This window comes from Pedobacter psychroterrae (genome assembly GCF_004331695.1).
Classification (GTDB): Bacteria; Bacteroidota; Bacteroidia; order Sphingobacteriales; family Sphingobacteriaceae; genus Pedobacter; species Pedobacter psychroterrae.
On sequence record NZ_SJSL01000003.1, the window covers coordinates 33,438 to 51,459 of the forward strand.

Consider the following 18,022-nt stretch of genomic DNA (forward strand, 5'->3'; position numbering starts at 1 on the left):
ATATGAAAACCATACATTACCTTATTGCAGCAGGACTCTTCTCTCTTTCGACTACTTCAACAGCGCTTGCACAAAAAGCACCCGCTCCTTATGGCGCAATCCCTACAACACATCAGCTGGAATGGCAGAATATGGAATACTATATGTTCATCCATTTTGGGCCTAACACGTTTACTGATAAGGAATGGGGACATGGGGATGAAGATCCAAAAGTATTTAATCCCAAAAAACTGGATGCCCGTCAGTGGGCGCGTACCGCAAAAGCTGCAGGTATGAAAGCTATAATAATCACAGCAAAACATCATGATGGGTTTTGTTTGTTCCCCAGTAAGTACAGTACACATACTGTCAGGGAAAGCAACTGGAAGGATGGCAAAGGTGACGTGCTGAAGGAACTTTCGGCAGCGTGTAAAGAATATGGTCTTAAGTTTGGCGTATACCTTTCTCCATGGGACAGAAACCACCCTAAGTATGGTACAGCCGAATACAACGAGATATTTGCCAAAACCTTAAAGGAAGTGCATACCCAATACGGCCCCATATTTGAACAATGGTTTGATGGTGCAAAAGGAGAGGGAGAGAAAAAGCAAGACTATGATTTTAAATTGTTTAACAGCGTAGTTTATGAACATAATCCTCAGGCAATTATATTTAGTGACATTGGCCCGGGTGCCCGCTGGATGGGTAATGAAAATGGGGTAGCTGGCGAGACCAACTGGTCTACACTGAATACTGATGGATTTGGGGTAGGGGCCGACGCACCTAAAGCGACAGTGCTGAATACCGGTAATGAAGATGGCAAGTACTGGATTCCTGCAGAGGTGGATGTTTCCATCAGGCCGGGATGGTTCTACAGCGCCAGCACGGATGATAAAGTGAAGACACTGGAGCAACTGGTATCGATCTACCATACTTCAGTAGGCCGCAATGGTAATTTATTGCTCAATGTACCTGTAGACAGGGACGGCCTGATCCATCCAAATGATTCTACACGATTGATGGAACTACGCAGGTATCTGGATGCGTCGTTTAAGACCAATCTAGCCAAAGGAAAGAAAGTGATAGCCAGTACCGAGGCGGGAAAAAAATATGGTGCCCAAAACCTGACTGACGGTAATGCCAATACCTACTGGACTACAGGGGGAATGGTTAAAAATGCTACAATCACCATAGATTTAGGCAAGCCCACCCAGCTCAATCGCATTGTGCTTCAGGAATACATTTCATTGGGGCAAAGGATTAGTTCTTTTATGGTAATGTATTGGGATGGTAAAGCTTATAAGCTTCTTGATCAGCAAACCACTATCGGACACAAAAGAATCCTTGCTTTTCCTACCATCACCAGCAGTAAAATACGAATAATAATTACTGAGCCTAATGCTGATCCAGTGCTGTCTGAGATAGGGGTTTATCTCGCACCACCATTGCCAAAACCCACAGCGCCATAGGTATAGCTCTTGAGTCCAAAGGTTTAATGTATAATTAATTGAAAATAATGTGATTACATTAAAATTTGCATTACCTTTGCGCAAATTTTATGAAGAAGATAGCAGATTACAGGAAGTTATTGGGTGTACAGAAGGATGCCGAATTGAAAGAATTAAAAACCATTTACAGGAATTTAATGAAAGACTGGCACCCGGATAAGTTTCAGGACAGTGAAGAAGCCAAAGCAGAAGCAGAGACCAAAAGCAAGGAGATCATTGAGGCCTACCATTTTCTGGTAAGTATTGCTCCGGAAACACTTGCCATCTCTCTTGATGAGTATACGCAAACAACTGCTACCTGTGGTATTGCCGACTATAACTGGGCTGGTTTGGTATTGACTGTTCATTTCCTGGATGGAAGTGCATATGAATATTTTGGTGTTCCCAAAGCAATTTATGTAAAGCTGGTGAATGCCGATTCTCCTGGTAGATTTGCACGCCGTCATATATTTGGGTCCTTTCCATACAGGAATATAGCCAAGCTGGCTACTGCTTAGATTGTAGCTATTGCGTCAGAAAGCCTTCGTTATTTTGTAAATCTAATTCTCCTTGTTACATTTGTTAACACCGTTAACTATTGTGCTATGGGTATCGCAGAACGTAAAATTAGACAAAAAGAGGAATTCAAAGCCAGCATTCTGGAAGCAGCATGGCTGCAGGTACTGGCTGATGGATGGCAATCTTTATCCATCCGTAAGATCGCGGATGCAATAGAATATAGCGTTCCGGTTATATATACCCACTTTGAAAACAAGGAGGCTATTCTTTTAGAGTTCACAAAAGAAGGTTTTCAGAAGCTGGCAGACCAGCTTCAAGGGGTCAAAGACCAGCATTCAGACCCTTCGGTACAGCTTGAAGCCATTGCAAATGCATATTGGGATTTTGCTTTTGAACATAAAGAGTATTACCAGCTGATGTTCGGATTGGGCATCCCTGCCTGTGAGATGGTCAATCAAATTGCTGAAATGAAGGTGATGACGATGATCATGATTTCCACCATCAAGGAAGCAATTGAAGGCAGTGAGAATCGGGAAGCTGATTATTTTTTGAAATATCACACCTATTTTTCTATACTTCATGGTATCGTGTCCATTCAGATGATCCAAAAAGAGGGTAAGCCGGCAGAGGAAAAAAGAATGATCCTTCAGGATGCAATATCAGGATTTATCAAGTCGCTGATTATTAAATAAATTAACTACTGAATAATAATTGTGGAACTAAAATTGTTGGGTTTGCACAGTTTTTATATATGTTTACCGATTACTAAAAAACGAGAATCTACATGAAAAGATTATTTAATACCAATTTTAACAATGAAACCGTTCATGGTATGCTGCTTTTTCTGCGCATAGGTATTGCTGCTTTGATGCTAACTCATGGAATTCCAAAACTACAGGGCCTGCTGGCTGGAGGAGAAATAAAGTTTGGCGATCCTATTGGGATTGGTGTGGAACCCTCACTTTATCTGACGATCTTTGCTGAAGTTGGTTGCTCGGTTTTATTAATACTGGGCCTATGTACCAGACTGGCTATTATACCGTTAATCATTACAATGCTCGTAGCGGCATTTATTGTCCATGCCCAGGATGATTTTGGAACAAAGGAAATGGCATTTCATTACTTGCTGGTGTTTGTATTTTTGTTGTTCTCAGGCCCGGGTAAGTATAGTTTTGATAGTTTAATTGGCCGTAGTTCAGGACAAAGTTCCGGCCGTAGAAGAAGAAGTAGTAGAAGATGATAAAAATGAGAAAAATACTATCTGGATGCCTGATTGCCATTGTGATAGCAGGTTGTGGTATTAACAAACAAGCGCAGCAAATTAAAGCGCTTGAAAAATGTACCTATAGGATCATCTCTGCTGATCAGATTACTGTTGGCGGTGCGGATGTAAAAAAACTGATTAAAGATCAGGATATTAACCTGGCAAGTCTGCCTGGTCTAGCACTGGGCCTGCTAAGGCAGGATGTTCCGCTTAAAGCCCGTTTAAACCTGGAAGTTAAAAATCCAACAGGCGATGCAGCCTCCATCAATCAGTTTGAATACAAGATCCTGATCAATAAACAGGAGCTGGCAGATGGTATTGTAAACCAGGAGGTAAATATTGGGGCAGGGCAGGCTACTGTTGTGCCTGTAGATATGCAGATCAATCTTTATCCTTTCTTGTCCAATAGTAAAGTAATGCAGGAGATAAACGAATTTTTGCAGGCAGGCAAAGGTGGCCCTGAAAGGAAGGGTATATTGACTTTAAAGATCAAACCGAGTATAAAAGTAGGCAATTCAGTGGTGAAATACCCTGGCTATATCACCATAGATAAAGAAGTGAGTAGTAAAATCCTGCTGTAAAATCTCCTATAAAAAGGGTCGTATTTTTGCATTATTGTTACCGATTTTAGTAGGTATTTAACTGTAGAGTGATGTTTTTTAATTAATTTCGAAACCGTCATTAAGGTTATATATTTACAAAATATGAAGTTTCATTTATACCTGTTCTTGTTAATTGCAGTTTTACCGGTTTGTTTGAAGGCACAGAATATGCAGCAGCTAAATGCTGCTGAAATCAAACAGGGACTGGAAGGGCTGAATGTGTATGGCAGTGTACTCTACATTGCTGCACATCCTGATGATGAAAATACCCGTTTACTTGCCTACCTGGCAAAAGAAAAGAAGGTGAGAACCGGCTATTTGTCACTCACCAGGGGAGACGGGGGACAAAACCTGATAGGTAATGAACAGGCAGAAGTGCTAGGTCTGATCCGTACGCAGGAACTGCTGGCAGCGCGTCGCACCGATGGTGCAGAACAGTTCTTTACCAGGGCTAATGACTTTGGTTTCTCTAAAAATCCGGAAGAAAGTTTTAAAATATGGGACAAGGCAAAGATCCTTGCTGATGTGGTATGGGTGATCAGAAAGTTTCAGCCTGATGTGATCATTGCGCGGTTTCCGGAAGATGGACGTGCCGGGCATGGGCACCATTCAGGCTCAGGCATCCTGGCACGTGAAGGTTTTATTGCGGCTGCCGATCCTAAACAGTTTCCTGAGCAACTGGCTTTTGTGAAGCCATGGCAGGCAAAACGCGTTGTCTGGAACACCTTTAACTTTGGTGGCAACAACACCACTTCTGACGAGCAATTGAAAATGGAAGTAGGTGCTTATAATTCTTTGCTGGGAAAAAGTTATGGCGAAATAGCAGCAGAAAGCAGGTCTAATCATAGAAGTCAGGGCTTTGGCTCTGCAAGGCAGCGTGGATCTTCTACTGAATACTTTACTCCCGTCGCAGGAGAGAAAGCCTCAGGTGATATATTTGACGGGATAGATTTTAGCCTCAACAGGATACCGGGCAGTACCTCCATTCAGCAGTTACTGAAAGAGATCAATGCCGAATATGATGTTTCTGATCCTTCCAAATCGATAGCAAAATTATTGAAGCTGAAAGCCTTGGTAAAAGGTAAGCCTTTCAAACAAGAGCAACTGGACGAGCTGATCCTGGCTTGTGCCGGTATCTGGCTGGAATGTGCCGCTGTAAATCCTTCGTATGCTTTGGGCGAAATGGTGAATGTCAGGATACAGGGTATTTCCAGGCTTAAGGATGAATCCCAAATGTCGGTAAATATAGAAGAAATAGTGAGCGGCTCTTCTTTTATTCTTCCTCCTAATAAGTTTATCACGCACGATCGGCAGATAAAGGCTTCTTCAGTGATAACGCAGCCATATTGGCTGGAAAAGCCTCATGTATCAGGTACTTATACCGTAGATTCCTTGTCTAAAATAGGCCTGGCAGAGAACCCGATAGGCTTGCATGCTTTTTTTAGGGTTACGATAGGTGACCAGGTAATAGAAAAAAAACGTCCTGTAGTGTATAAATACACGGATCAGGTAAGGGGAGAAATCTATCAGCCATTGGTGATTGCACCGCCGGTAACCGCTACCCTGGCAGATAAGGCTTTTGTATTTAATGGCAATGAGCCTAAAAAGATTACCCTGCAGTTGAGGAACTTTAAAGACAATGCTGCCGGAGTACTTGAACCAAAAGTACCTGCAGGATGGATCGTATCCCCAAAGAAGCTGGATTTTAATCTGGCCAGAAAGGGTGATGAACAGGCTGTGGAACTGACCATCACACCTGCTGGTAATACCACAGGCGGAATACTGTCCTTAAATGTGATAGTAGAGGACAAGACTTATCATCATGGTCTTAAGGTAATTGATTATGAGCATATCCCAACCCAGACGCTGTTTCCATTTGCCGAAGCCATGGTAAATAAGGTAGATCTGAAACTGGCCGGCAAACGTATCGGCTACATAGCCGGGGCGGGAGACCTGGTGGCTGAATCATTAAAGCAGGTCGGATATGATGTGGTAAGCCTAAGTGCTGCTCAGGTCATCCATACTGATCTGACGGGTTTTGATGCGATCGTTACTGGCGTTAGGCTGTACAATGTGAGTGAAGACGTGAAGGGCATGCAGCCAAAGCTGATGAAGTATGTGGAAAACGGCGGAGTACTGTTGGTTCAGTACAATGTAAACGGGCCCTTAAAATTGAACAATATCGGGCCTTATTCTTTTGGGATCATGAGAGATCGGGTGACTGAAGAAGACGCAAAGGTAAGCCTGCTGGCGCCTGCACATCCTGTGCTAAACTTTCCAAATAAGATTACCTCAAAAGATTTTGATGGATGGATCCAGGAACGGGGATTATACTTCGTAGGTAGCCTCGATGAAAAATACACACCCATTTTAAGCATGAACGACAACGGAGAGGCAGCTAAAAATGGTTCCCTGATCGTTGCCGATTATGGTAAAGGAAGGTTTGTATACACAGGTTTGTCATTCTTCAGACAGTTGCCGGCTGGTGTTCCCGGGGCCTACAGGTTATTTGTAAACTTATTATCCGCTAAAAAATAGTTTATGGAACAGGATAAGCAGCCAGGACAACCGGAAAAGCAGGAGCTTCCACCTTTTGTGAAGACCTGGAAGCAGTTCTATGCCCTGCTTATTGGCTGGCTAGTGCTGCTGGTGTTACTTTTTTATGCTTTTACAAAATATTTTGAATGAGTGTTATAGATTGGGTAGTTTTAATCCTGACACTGGTTGTCATAGTAGTATACGGCATTTATAAAAGTCGCGGTACACACAATATACAGGGGTATTTATTGGGCAATCAATCCCTGCCCTGGTATCATGTAAGTCTTTCCGTAATGGCCACCCAGGCCAGCGCCATTACTTTTCTGTCTGCGCCAGGCCTTGCTTATTCCTCAGGGATGAGTTTTGTCCAGTTTTATCTGGGCCTGCCCCTGGCGATGATTGTGTTGTGCATTACTTTTGTGCCTATATTTCACAGATTAAAAGTCTATACTGCCTATGAATACCTGGAGCAGCGTTTTGATCTCAAGACACGGGCCTTAACAGCCTTTCTTTTCCTGATACAGCGGGGCTTGTCTACAGGCATAACCATTTATGCACCTTCTATTATTCTGTCTACTATTTTAGATATCAACACTACTTATACTACTTTGTTCATCGGTAGTTTGGTGGTATGCTATACCGTATATGGTGGCACAAAGGCCGTTTCTTATACACAGATGCTGCAAATGAGCATTATTTTCTGTGGTCTGTTTGCTGCGGGTGTGATGGTAGTACATTTACTACCTGCCGATATAGGCTTTGGCAGGGCGATCAGCATTGCAGGTAAAATGGGCAGGGCCAATGCCATTGATTTTAAACTCGATCTTAACAACCAGTATACCGTATGGACGGGACTGATAGGAGGGTTCTTTTTGCAATTGTCTTATTTCGGAACAGACCAGAGTCAGGTGGGGAGGTATTTGTCGGGCGCTTCCATCAGTCAGAGCAGGCTGGGGCTTTTAATGAACGGTTTGGTAAAGATACCCATGCAATTTCTGATATTGCTAATAGGTGTGCTTGTCTTTACGTTTTATCAGTATAACCGCCCACCGATATTCTTCAACAGTTTTGAACTGAATAAACTGGAAAAAAGTAAGTATGCACCCGAATTGAGTGTGATCAAAGCTGATTTCGAAAAAGCATTTGAAGAGAAACAAGTGGTGGTAGAACAAATGAATGTGGCGCTTGAACAGGATGATCAAGCGATGATCAATGCGCATAGAAAGACCTTACAAGTTGCTGATGAAAAGGAAAAGTCCATCAGGACTAAGGTTACAGACCTCATGGTAAAGAATGATGAACATGCGAATACCAAGGACAATAACTACATATTTTTGAGTTTTGTGACCCAATATCTGCCACAGGGACTTATAGGCTTATTGATAGCCATAATCTTTCTGGCTTCTATGGGTTCAACGGCAAGCGCATTAAATTCATTGGCGTCTACTACGGTGATAGATATATACAAGCGGCTGATCAAGAAGGATGCTTCAGACCATCAATACTTACAGGCTTCCAGAATTGCGACGGTATTTTGGGGAGTAATATGTATCGTTATGGCACTGTATGCCAGTAAAATTGGAAATCTGCTGGAGGCGGTCAATATTTTAGGTTCCTATGTCTACGGAACTATACTGGGTGTCTTTCTGGTGGCGTTCTATGTGCGCCATGTAAATGGCAGGGCTGTGTTTTTTGCGGCTTTAGCGGCAGAGATGCTGGTGATAGTGATCGGTCAGCTGGAACTGGTAGCTTATTTATGGCTCAATGTGATAGGTTGTATGCTGGTGGTGGTGTTTTCAGTCATTATCCAGAAACTCCTGAGAAAACAGCGCATTACCATTCAATAAAAAAGCAGGTATTGTGGGTCGACATGCAAAGATTTTCCCTTCCGAAATGCTTTGAGGAGACGAACAGTACCTGCTTTTTTTTAACAATACTTTTATTTTTTAGCTTCCGCGATCAATGCGGTATTTAACCTGATGTACTCAGGGTTTTTAATCTCTGTAGCAATCTTCAATCCCTCTTCAGCTGTTTGTGCTGCACCTTTCTTATCACCCATTTTCAGTTGCAAACGGCCCTTCCAAAGTTTTACCCAAGGCTGGTTAGTATTGTTAGCATCAGCAGCGTTCATCCATTCCAATGCCTTGTTTAAGTCCTTGCCGTTTTCAAAATAATACTGAGCGGCCTGGAAATATGGCTTTTTCTCACCTTTCATCGCCTCATCAATGCCGGCCATAACTTTTGAGTCTACCTCTGTAGCAAGTGATATATTCAGTGCAGTATTCTCCCACATCAGCTGCAGTTTGGCAGCAGTAGGAAAGACATCGGCAAACTGGATAGTGAATGTTTCCACCTTGCTGTTTGTTTTAACTGGCTTTATTTTAAAACGCAGTACATCATCACTTTCTTTGTAAGTATATGCTCCCCACTGCTGAGCACCCTTACTTATGATTACTGTCCATTCGTTTTGTCCGGGAATGGTAAACAGGCCGTACTCTCCTGCAGCCAGGTCCTGACCTTCAATTTTAACGGCTTCAGTCAAGCTGATAACCGTTGCCGAATTTGCTCCCGTACGCCAAACAGCCCCATAAGGCTCCAGGCCACCAAAGATCTTGCGCCCTTTCACATTCGGACGTGAATAAGTTACCGAAATTTTTCCCAGGCCAAAGTTCTGAGAAATAGTTTGAGTGGAACTGGCTGCGGGCATTTTTAATCCCTGGGCTTTCAGTTCTGATTGCAATGTCACCACCAGTGCAATTAGTGGTAAAGTCTTTAAAATAGATTTCATAATATTTTGAATTGAATTAAGTTTTGTTGTCGCTAAATTACAGTAATCTTCCATAAATTCGCCATTATGGTAAATCTTCGTTTCTGTTATCTTACGTTCATCATCTTTCTTTTCTCCTGTTCAGGAGCGAAATATGCATCTGGCCCCAGTTTAGAAGTAGGTGTTTCAAAAGAACTGGCTGCCTACCGGAAATCAGTGATCAGTCATATAAATTACAAACTGGAACTTGATATTCCCGGAGAAAAAGAAACCGCAATAACTGCCGCTGAGGTCCTTACATTTCAGCTTAAGGCCAACGCCAATCCGCTGCAACTGGACTTTAGAGAAGACAGTAAGCGTATAAAGGCAATTGACGTAAACGGACAGGCTACAACAATAAACAACGATAGTGAGCACCTGGTAATCGATACAAAATACCTTAAGGAAGGACAAAATACTATTGAGATTAAATTTGACGCCGGCAATGGTGCCCTGAACAGAAATGAAGACTATTTGTATACACTGTTTGTGCCCGACAGGGCCAGGACTGTATTTCCTTGTTTTGACCAGCCTGATTTGAAGGCTACTTATACGCTCACTTTAAAAGTGCCGGGCGACTGGAAGGCACTGGCTAACGGAGCATTAAAAGATGCTGTGGTAATAAATGGTAGAAAAACCTATCATTTCAATACTTCTGATACATTAAGTACTTATCTGTTTGCTTTCGCAGCAGGGAAGTTTGAACTAGCGACCGGAAATACAGGTAATATGAAGGCAGATTTTCTATACCGTGAAACAGATACAGCAAAGATAAAGAACAGTGTAAATGAAGTGTTTAAGATTCATAATGAGGCGTTAACCTATTTAGCAGATTGGACTGGAATTTCCTACCCCTTCCAGAAGTTTGGATTTGTGGCTATTCCCGACTATCAGTTTGGGGGTATGGAGCATCCCGGAGCCATTCAGTACAAGGCCTCTGCATTATTTCTGGATGGTGGCGCTACCAAAGACCAGCTGAATGCGAGAAGTAACCTCATCTCGCACGAAACTGCACATATGTGGTTCGGGGATCTTGTGACCATGAACTGGTTTACGGATGTATGGATGAAAGAGGTGTTCGCCAATTTTATGGCTGATAAGAGTACCGAAGTGAATACAGGAAAAGAGGTGTTTGACCTTAAGTTTTTGGTAGACCATTTTCCGCTTGCTTATGGCATAGACCGGACTACAGGCGCCAATCCCATTAGGCAGGACCTCGACAACCTTAAAGACGCAGGGACTATGTATGGCAACATCATTTATCATAAGGCGCCGATCATGATGAGGCAACTGGAAAGGCTGATGGGCAAGGACAAATTTCAACAGGGCGTAAGGGAATACCTGAAGAAATTTGCCAATGGTAATGCTTCCTGGCCAGACCTGATCACAATCCTGGATAAACATACTACAGCAGACTTGCAGCAATGGAATACCGTTTGGGTCAATGAACCCGGTAGACCGGTGGTAGATTATGAGATCAAAAAAACCGGCAATAAAATAGATAGATTCATCATCACACAGAAACCTGAATATGGAACCAAAAGGATCTGGCCGCAGTTTTTCGAAATTACACTTTTCTATCCCGACGGTCAGAAGGAGCTGACAGTTAACCTGAATGCAGCGTCGATAGAACTGAAAGAAGCAGAAGGAATGGAAGTGCCGTTATTTGTGCTGTTCAATTCTTCCGGTCAGGGATACGGGCTATGGCCATTGGATGAAGGGATGTTTGACCAGATATATTCGATAGAAAAACCTTTAGGTCGTGCTTCTGCTTACATTTCACTCTATGAAAATATGCTGAATGGACGTTCAATAAAGCCCAAAGCGTTACTGGATCTTTTTGTCGACGGGCTGCAAAAAGAAAATGAGGAACTAAATCTTAAACTGATCACCAATTACATCAGTACCATTTACTGGGAATTTATTCCTAAAGCAATACGGGAAGAATCTGTCGCCGGTCTGGAGAATTCCTTATGGACAGCGATGCAAAAGCATACCCTGTCCAATCACAAAAAGCTGTTGTTTAAGACTTATCAGGATATCTATGTATCAGATGAAGGAAGAAATAGACTATATGCGATTTGGAATACACAAAAGACTCCTGAGGGCTTAAAGCTTACAGAAGATGACTTTACCTCGCTTGCTTTCTCTCTGGCGCTTAGAGATGATAAAGACCCTGCGATCTTAACAAAACAATTGGAAAAAATCAGCAATGCCGACAGGAAAAAGAGATTCGAGTTTATCATGCCAGCCGTTTCTTCAGACGTTAAAGAACGCGATGCTTTTTTTAAAAGTCTTGAACTTAAGGCAAACCGCGAAAAAGAAGCTAATGTAGGAGCCGCACTCTATTATCTGCACCATCCGCTAAGGCAAGCAAGCGCTATAAAATATCTGCCTAAAAGCCTGGATATGCTAACAGAAATACAGACTACCGGTGATATCTTTTTCCCTCAGAACTGGTTGCAGTCTACATTTGGCTATTACCAGAGTAAAGAGGCAGTCAAGGTAGTACAGGACTTCTTAAAGAATAATCCAAAATATAATCCTAAGCTGAAAGCAAAGATACTGCAGACTGCAGACAACCTTTTGAGGGCTGAAAGACTTCTGGTGCAATAGCAGTTTAGTTGCTGAGTTCGGCATAAGTAATGTCGAAAGTTTGTTTACCCGTGGTATCTTCTATCACCATCCGGGAAGGGTAATCATCGATATTATAGAGATAACTGTAAGTAATTTGCGCATTCGGGATCTTGGTGTTTTTACAACTCAGCCAATTGTTGGAAGCAGGAGAAAAAATAGGGTATGCTGTTTCCAGGAAAAGTAATTGGGAATGTAACACATTTTTGAAAATACCATTTTTGTTATCGTAGGAATACTCAACCACGCTGGCTTTACCTTGTTGATCTGTCAGCTTTAATTCAGATAAATTTCCCAAGGCAGAATAAGACATCACGCTTTCCAGGATAAATTCATTTGCCGCATTGTAGTCCTTGATATTGACCAGCTGACCCACTGTATTGTAGCTGAGCATATAATTGCCGGTAGGAACGTCAACCCTTCCAAAAGAATCAAATGAATGTACCTTTGTTGCCCTCTTATCAGACAGTATGAAATCTGCGTAATGGTAAAGCACATTGTCTTTAAATCGCTCCACTCGATAGTAAGTGGGTTTATAAGTAATTAAAATATGGCTTTTATCTGTACTGCTGATCTTTGTCAGCAATGCTGTCCCCGGCTGATAGTCGAGTGTTAATGTTAGCTTATCAGATTTTAATTTAACAGGTAATAAAACCTTTTTTAAACCAGTTTCATCCGGCGGCACAATTTCAGTTTCTTCCTGCTTCGGCAGTTTCTTGCAGGAAACACAGATGATAAATAGAGGAATGAAAAATAGTGCTGTATTATTGACTTTCATCATTTAAATATTTGATTACTATTGTTGGCAATATTAATCAATAATTACCTTAAAGCAAATAAAATTACTAATTTATTATTTTTAAATATCTTGTTGTGATATTAAATATTTTTGTATTTAACCCAAGCTTCTGAGAAAAAATCCAAATAATTTCATTTAATACTTGAATAAATCGTCTCCGGAATGGCGATTTACACTTACTTTTGTAGCGTAATCTTTTTTGCGCTTCACGTTTATTTTGCTTCATAATATGGACGATTTTTTAGCTGCCCGCCTCCAGATGGCCTTTTCATTAGGCTTCCACATTGTATTTGCCTGTATTGGAATGGTAATGCCTTTTTTTATGACCGTAGCACATTTTTACTGGCTCAGAACCAAGAAAGCAGTCTTTAAAGATATAACAAAGGCCTGGAGCAAGGGTGTAGCGATTTTCTTTGCGACTGGTGCAGTGTCGGGTACTGTATTGTCTTTCGAGCTGGGTCTCTTATGGCCTGCCTTTATGGAACACGCAGGCCCTATATTTGGAATGCCGTTTTCTTTGGAGGGGACGGCATTTTTTATTGAAGCCATCGCACTTGGTTTTTATTTGTATGGCTGGGGTAAGCTGCATCCCTGGTTTCACTGGGCTACAGGTGTGGTAGTGGGTATCAGCGGATTGCTGTCGGGGATATTGGTAGTAGCGGCCAATGCCTGGATGAACAGTCCTGCGGGATTTGATTACGTAGATGGAAAATATCTGAACATTGATCCTATAAAGGCAATGTTCAACGACGCATGGTTTTCACAGGCATTGCATATGTCGATAGCAGCATTCGTATCCACCGGATTTGCTGTGGCCGGGGTGCATGCATTAATGATACTTCGGGGAAGGAATGTGGCTTTCCATAGCAAGGCTTTTAAGATTGCTGCCATATTTGGTACAGTTGCGGCTTGCCTGCAGCCCATCAGTGGAGATATTTCTGCAAAGGATGTGGCAGAGCGGCAGCCTGCAAAACTGGCGGCCATGGAAGCCCATTTTCATACAGAGCGAAATGCGGCATTGATTATAGGCGGTATACCGGATACAGCCAACAAAAAGGTCGATTATGCGATCAAGATACCGGGCTTACTGAGTTTTATGGCCAAAGGGGATGTAAATGCAGAAGTAACCGGATTGGATAAGATACCTACACAGGACCAGCCTCCAATTGCCATTACACATTACGCGTTTCAGATCATGGTAGGTCTGGGTATGGTTATGGTACTGATTGCTTTGCTGTATTTCTTTGCTTTGTGGAAGAAGAAGCGCTGGCAGGACAGCCGATGGCTTTTAAAGCTTTTTGTACTGGCTACCCCGTTGGGCTTTATCGCGCTGGAAGCAGGCTGGACCGTCACGGAAGTAGGCAGACAACCCTGGATCATTCATGGCGTGATGCGTACAGCAGATGCCGTTACGCCAATGCCGGGCATCGCTTATTCTTTTTATCTGTTTACCGCCATCTATATCTCTCTGGCAGTAATAGTAAGCTTACTGTTATACAGACAGATCACGATGGTAAGCAAATTATACGATTCATCCTCAAATACTAATAGCTAAAGTCATGATATACGTTGTGATCGTTTTCCTGTGGACCTCCATCTTATTGTACATCCTGCTTGGCGGGGCAGACTTCGGTGCCGGTATCATAGAGCTGTTTACCTCCAGGGCCAACAGGCCTAAAACACGAAAGACCATGTACAATGCAATTGGTCCGATCTGGGAGGCCAATCATATGTGGCTCATCATTGCTGTCGTGATACTGTTCGTAGGATTTCCAAAAATATATACTACCATTTCCGTTTACCTGCATATTCCATTGGTGGGGATGCTCCTGGGTATCATCGCGAGGGGCACTGCTTTTGTATTCAGGAATTATGACGCAGTCAAAGACGACATGCAAAAGATTTATACACCGATATTTGTGTATTCCAGTCTGATCACTCCATTTTTCCTTGGGATCATTGCAGCCAGTGCGGTATCAGGACAGATCGATCCGGCTGCAGCCGATTTTTTGTCGGCCTATGTGTTCAGCTGGCTTAGCTGGTTTTCTATAGCTGTAGGTCTGTTTACCGTAAGTATCTGCGGTTTTCTTGCCACCATATTTATCATCGGACAAGCAGATGAGGGTGCAGACAGGGAGCACTTTGTAAGGAAAGCGCGGCGGGTGATCTTTGTGGTCATGTTTAGCGGATTGCTGGTCTTTATAGCGGCCGGTTATGAAGGCATCCCCGTCTTGAACTGGATCTTTGGCGACTGGCCCGGTATTGCAGCCATCATTGCAGCAAGTATCTCGTTAGGGATTATGTTTTTTGTACTTGGCCGCAACAAGCCGATTTTCCTGCGTCTGCTTGCAGGTTTTCAGGTTACCATGATTCTTTTTGCAGCTACTTATACCCACTTCCCTAAAATTGTATTGCTAAAGAATGGCACAGACCTTTCTTTATTGATGCATCAGGGGCAGGCAAAAACGATAGACACGCTTGGTTATGCATTATTGATCGGGAGCTTATTTATTTTGCCGGCACTCGTTTACCTGATCTATATTTTTCAGCGTAAAAAGGATTTTTAGAATAACTACATTCTTCCTTTTTGGCTCTGTGTTCGCTCTCTGTTCGCTATTGGTAGAGGGTTGCGTGAGGTTATGTAAAGGGTTGGTTCGGTCGCCTGGCTGTCAACCCTTAGCGTTATGTTTAGCAATCCTTACTGTAGACCCTGGAAGAATCGAATGCATAATGACTTGTCTAGTCCTGGAATAGAACTTAACATATCCTGATTACGGATTACATACTATTTCATCCCGAATATAGCAATGCATTTTGTTGTTTTCGTCTAATGTTTAATTGAATACTTCATGCAAATCCACGGATATTCTATTGGTATACGTTCCTAAAACTGTAGCTTTGATTGTTTAATATATGAAAAAGCTCATTTTTCTCTATTTTTTTTTCTGTCTTTGCTTTGGCTCTTACGCCCAAAATGACGGAGTAACTTTTAAATCGACCGACGAAGCATTGCAGATCGCATTTGGCCGGGCCAAAGAAATGGCTTTGAGTTATAAAGGAAAGCCCTCTGATCCCGTTGGGCCGTGGTATGAATCTGCGCTGCCACCAAGATCTGCATTCTGCATGCGGGATGTTGCACATCAGAGCATCGGAGGAGAGATTCTGGGTTTAAGTAAGGAGAATAAAAATATGCTAAGGCTTTTTGTCAATAACATATCTGAATCTAAGGACTGGTGTTCTTACTGGGAGATCAACCACTTGGGGAAGCCAGCTGTGGAAGATTATCGTAATGATAAGGAGTTCTGGTATAACCTGAATGCTAATTTTGATATTCTGAATACCGGCTGGAAGCTATATTTATGGACAGGAGATGAAGAATATATTAAAGGTGCAGGTTTTGAGAATTTTTATGAAAAATCGGTTACTGACTATATTGGCCGCTGGGTGCTCCAGGTAGATTCCCTGCTTAGCCGGCCGACGCATCCAAATGCGCCTATGCCTTTTAATGATGAAGATTCTTTTCATAGATGCCGTGGTTTACCTTCTTATTCAGAAGGTGTTCCCAACATTAAAATGGGGGTTGACCTGGTTGGGGCAATATACAGGGGACTGATGTCGTATGCTTCAATTCTCGATGTGAAGGGTCAGCATAACAAGGCAAAGCTGTTTAAAGAAAAAGCTGTCGGCTATCAGAAAAGCATAGATGCTTTTTGGTGGAATGATACAGTTTCCCGATACCATACTTTTTATTCTAACGATGATAAGTTCGGTATGGAAGAAGGGGAAACTTTTCTGCTTTGGTTTGATGCATTGAAAGAAGGGGAACGAAAACAAAAAACCATACAACATTTATTGTCGAAGGACTGGAATATAGAAAATCTGTCGTACTTTCCTTTGATCATGTATCAGAATGGAAAACCAGAAAAGGCTTACGATTATTTGCTACATCTGACTGATCCGACCACGAGCCGGAGAGAATATCCTGAAGTTTCTTTTGGTGTAATCAAAGGTTTTGTAGAAGGATTAATGGGGGTTGAGGCCGACGCAAGACTTGATCAGGTAACAACATTACACCGTGGAAAACCTGCGACCACTTCTGAATTGAGAGATCTGCCTGTATTGAAGACATTGATCACAATAAAACACGAAGGAAATAAAGCAACAACGCTGATCAACAAGGGAGAAAAGCAAATATTGTGGCAGCCTAAATTCTTAAATGACATAGGAAAAATAATTACCAGGAAAGCTGTTTGGGTAAAACCAGCAAGCTCATTGACAGTGAAAGCCAACTAAATAACCCGGCTGGCTGATTAACACTCGTAAATAGCCCTGCATCTTGCGGAAAACTGGAAAAAGCATTGTAACATTTGAAAGACAAATTAAAAACTTAAACGGGTGGATTAAACCTAACCGGATATTAGCTGTCATAAACAAAAGGCATAGATTTATGACAATTTGTTCAGATATGAAAACGAGATTTTTTAAAATTACCATACCTACCCTGTTACTTGCAGGCTTTGGACTAAACGCACAGGCACAAAAGGTTACCGAACTGCAGGAGGTGAGCATATCTGCTCCGCATTCAATTAAAGTTGACGGCAAGAATTTTGAATGGGAAGGGGTCAGTTTTTCGGAAAATAAACGAACCAATATCTCCTATCTGATATGTAATGATGATAAAAATCTTTATTTGGTTGTAAAATCTAAAGATATTGGTAATAATACAAAGATCATGGCCGGCGGCATTACTTTCTCTGTAAACCCTGATGGAAAAAAGAAAGAAAAAGAGAGTATTGCACTGACTTATCCGCTGGTAAACCGCGGAAATGTAAGAGGTGGGGGTGATCGCAGGGCTATGATGAGGATGGGTGGTGGAGCATCTGGCGGCGGCACTACTTCTGTGAAACAAAGAGATTCGATGATGGCCGCTATGCAAAAAACCCAACTTTCGCAAGTTAAGGAAATCAAAATCAGCCGATTTAAAAATACTGCTGATACCCTTGTTTCTATCTATAACGAATATGGAATTAAAGCCTTTGGAAATATAGAGAAAGACAATAGCTTTTTCTACGAAATGGCAATTCCACTTGAAGCGCTTGGACTTACCAAAGACTCTTCCAAGGAGTTTGCTTATAATATTAAATTGAATGGACTTCAACTACCCGGATTAGATGGAGGAGGATTTGGCGGCGGTGGCGGCAACAGAGGCGGCGGTGGTGGTGGTGGCAATAGAGGCGGTGGTGGCGGAGGTAACTTCGGTCCTCCCAGAGGTGGTGGTATTGATTTTCAGTCTTTAATGAGTCCGACAGATTTTTGGGGCAAGTATGCATTGGTTGCGAAATAATCTATCGGCTTTCATTATCTAAATAAACACACAACTCAATATTACACACA

Annotated in this window: 15 protein-coding genes; 13 read left to right on the forward strand and 2 right to left on the reverse strand. The window is 42.3% G+C overall.

All coding sequences use genetic code 11. The features are described 5' to 3' along the window. The first annotated feature begins 2 nt into the window (after window positions 1-2). The 8 genes from EZ437_RS13970 to EZ437_RS14000 all read left to right on the forward strand — a co-directional run bounded on the left by EZ437_RS13970 (window position 3) and on the right by EZ437_RS14000 (window position 8,236). Complete coding sequence (locus EZ437_RS13970; protein ID WP_205942717.1) at window positions 3-1,448, forward strand: alpha-L-fucosidase; 1,446 nt, start codon at window positions 3-5, stop codon at window positions 1,446-1,448. 89 nt (window positions 1,449-1,537) lie between these two features. Then, window positions 1,538-1,984: a KTSC domain-containing protein gene (locus EZ437_RS13975; protein WP_131596678.1), complete on the forward strand. Its 447-nt coding sequence runs from the start codon at window positions 1,538-1,540 to the stop codon at window positions 1,982-1,984. An 87-nt stretch (window positions 1,985-2,071) separates the two neighbouring features. Further along, window positions 2,072-2,677, forward strand: coding sequence for a TetR/AcrR family transcriptional regulator (locus EZ437_RS13980; protein ID WP_131596679.1), 606 nt, complete (start codon window positions 2,072-2,074; stop codon window positions 2,675-2,677). A 92-nt stretch (window positions 2,678-2,769) separates the two neighbouring features. Further along, the gene (locus tag EZ437_RS13985) at window positions 2,770-3,225 is read left to right on the forward strand and encodes a DoxX family protein (RefSeq protein ID WP_131596680.1); all 456 of its coding nucleotides are present in this window, start codon (window positions 2,770-2,772) and stop codon (window positions 3,223-3,225) included. A gap of 5 nt (window positions 3,226-3,230) precedes the next feature. Continuing rightward, window positions 3,231-3,830: an NDR1/HIN1-like protein gene (locus EZ437_RS13990; RefSeq protein WP_131596681.1), complete on the forward strand. Its 600-nt coding sequence runs from the start codon at window positions 3,231-3,233 to the stop codon at window positions 3,828-3,830. 123 nt (window positions 3,831-3,953) lie between these two features. Then, window positions 3,954-6,389, forward strand: a complete 2,436-nt coding sequence (locus tag EZ437_RS13995) for a PIG-L family deacetylase (RefSeq protein ID WP_131596682.1) — start codon at window positions 3,954-3,956, stop codon at window positions 6,387-6,389. Between the two features lie 3 nt (window positions 6,390-6,392). Beyond that, window positions 6,393-6,539 carry a hypothetical protein gene (locus tag EZ437_RS21620; protein ID WP_165500425.1) on the forward strand — a complete coding sequence of 49 codons (147 nt, stop codon included), beginning with the start codon at window positions 6,393-6,395 and terminating at the stop codon, window positions 6,537-6,539. Then, on the forward strand, window positions 6,536-8,236 hold the full coding sequence (locus EZ437_RS14000; protein ID WP_131596683.1) for a sodium:solute symporter: 1,701 nt from the start codon (window positions 6,536-6,538) through the stop codon (window positions 8,234-8,236). The genes EZ437_RS21620 and EZ437_RS14000 overlap by 4 nt, the downstream gene beginning before the upstream one ends. Window positions 8,237-8,328: 92 nt before the next feature. On the opposite strand, the gene EZ437_RS14005 is transcribed toward EZ437_RS14000, so the two are convergent. Continuing rightward, on the reverse strand, window positions 8,329-9,177 hold the full coding sequence (locus EZ437_RS14005) for a DUF2911 domain-containing protein (protein ID WP_131596684.1): 849 nt from the start codon (window positions 9,175-9,177) through the stop codon (window positions 8,329-8,331). 66 nt (window positions 9,178-9,243) lie between these two features. On the opposite strand from EZ437_RS14005, the gene EZ437_RS14010 reads away from it, so the two are divergent. Further along, window positions 9,244-11,811, forward strand: coding sequence for a M1 family aminopeptidase (locus EZ437_RS14010; protein WP_131596685.1), 2,568 nt, complete (start codon window positions 9,244-9,246; stop codon window positions 11,809-11,811). Between the two features lie 4 nt (window positions 11,812-11,815). Here the strand turns inward: EZ437_RS14010 and EZ437_RS14015 are convergent, their stop codons facing one another. Continuing rightward, window positions 11,816-12,610 carry a hypothetical protein gene (locus EZ437_RS14015; protein WP_131596686.1) on the reverse strand — a complete coding sequence of 265 codons (795 nt, stop codon included), beginning with the start codon at window positions 12,608-12,610 and terminating at the stop codon, window positions 11,816-11,818. Between the two features lie 247 nt (window positions 12,611-12,857). Between EZ437_RS14015 and EZ437_RS14020 the strand changes: the two genes are divergently transcribed. From EZ437_RS14020 to EZ437_RS21625, 4 genes are all read left to right on the forward strand, one after another. Continuing rightward, on the forward strand, window positions 12,858-14,183 hold the full coding sequence (locus EZ437_RS14020; protein WP_131596687.1) for a cytochrome ubiquinol oxidase subunit I: 1,326 nt from the start codon (window positions 12,858-12,860) through the stop codon (window positions 14,181-14,183). Window positions 14,184-14,187: 4 nt separating this feature from the next. Further along, window positions 14,188-15,195 carry a cytochrome d ubiquinol oxidase subunit II gene (locus tag EZ437_RS14025; protein WP_131596688.1) on the forward strand — a complete coding sequence of 336 codons (1,008 nt, stop codon included), beginning with the start codon at window positions 14,188-14,190 and terminating at the stop codon, window positions 15,193-15,195. 346 nt (window positions 15,196-15,541) lie between these two features. Next, complete coding sequence (locus tag EZ437_RS14030; RefSeq protein ID WP_131596689.1) at window positions 15,542-16,921, forward strand: hypothetical protein; 1,380 nt, start codon at window positions 15,542-15,544, stop codon at window positions 16,919-16,921. Between the two features lie 172 nt (window positions 16,922-17,093). Continuing rightward, window positions 17,094-17,972, forward strand: a complete 879-nt coding sequence (locus EZ437_RS21625) for a hypothetical protein (protein ID WP_165500426.1) — start codon at window positions 17,094-17,096, stop codon at window positions 17,970-17,972. Window positions 17,973-18,022: the final 50 nt, after the last annotated feature.

Bases quoted from the DNA above. Each gene is read 5' to 3' on its own strand.
- EZ437_RS13970 (WP_205942717.1), top strand. From the start codon at position 3: ATGAAAACCATACATTACCTTATTGCAGCAGGACTCTTCTCTCTTTCG.
- EZ437_RS13975 (WP_131596678.1), top strand. From the start codon at position 1,538: ATGAAGAAGATAGCAGATTACAGGAAGTTATTGGGTGTACAGAAGGAT.
- EZ437_RS13980 (WP_131596679.1), top strand. From the start codon at position 2,072: ATGGGTATCGCAGAACGTAAAATTAGACAAAAAGAGGAATTCAAAGCC.
- EZ437_RS13985 (WP_131596680.1), top strand. From the start codon at position 2,770: ATGAAAAGATTATTTAATACCAATTTTAACAATGAAACCGTTCATGGT.
- EZ437_RS13990 (WP_131596681.1), top strand. From the start codon at position 3,231: ATGAGAAAAATACTATCTGGATGCCTGATTGCCATTGTGATAGCAGGT.
- EZ437_RS13995 (WP_131596682.1), top strand. From the start codon at position 3,954: ATGAAGTTTCATTTATACCTGTTCTTGTTAATTGCAGTTTTACCGGTT.
- EZ437_RS21620 (WP_165500425.1), top strand. From the start codon at position 6,393: ATGGAACAGGATAAGCAGCCAGGACAACCGGAAAAGCAGGAGCTTCCA.
- EZ437_RS14000 (WP_131596683.1), top strand. From the start codon at position 6,536: ATGAGTGTTATAGATTGGGTAGTTTTAATCCTGACACTGGTTGTCATA.
- EZ437_RS14005 (WP_131596684.1), bottom strand. From the start codon at position 9,177: ATGAAATCTATTTTAAAGACTTTACCACTAATTGCACTGGTGGTGACA.
- EZ437_RS14010 (WP_131596685.1), top strand. From the start codon at position 9,244: ATGGTAAATCTTCGTTTCTGTTATCTTACGTTCATCATCTTTCTTTTC.
- EZ437_RS14015 (WP_131596686.1), bottom strand. From the start codon at position 12,610: ATGATGAAAGTCAATAATACAGCACTATTTTTCATTCCTCTATTTATC.
- EZ437_RS14020 (WP_131596687.1), top strand. From the start codon at position 12,858: ATGGACGATTTTTTAGCTGCCCGCCTCCAGATGGCCTTTTCATTAGGC.
- EZ437_RS14025 (WP_131596688.1), top strand. From the start codon at position 14,188: ATGATATACGTTGTGATCGTTTTCCTGTGGACCTCCATCTTATTGTAC.
- EZ437_RS14030 (WP_131596689.1), top strand. From the start codon at position 15,542: ATGAAAAAGCTCATTTTTCTCTATTTTTTTTTCTGTCTTTGCTTTGGC.
- EZ437_RS21625 (WP_165500426.1), top strand. From the start codon at position 17,094: ATGAAAACGAGATTTTTTAAAATTACCATACCTACCCTGTTACTTGCA.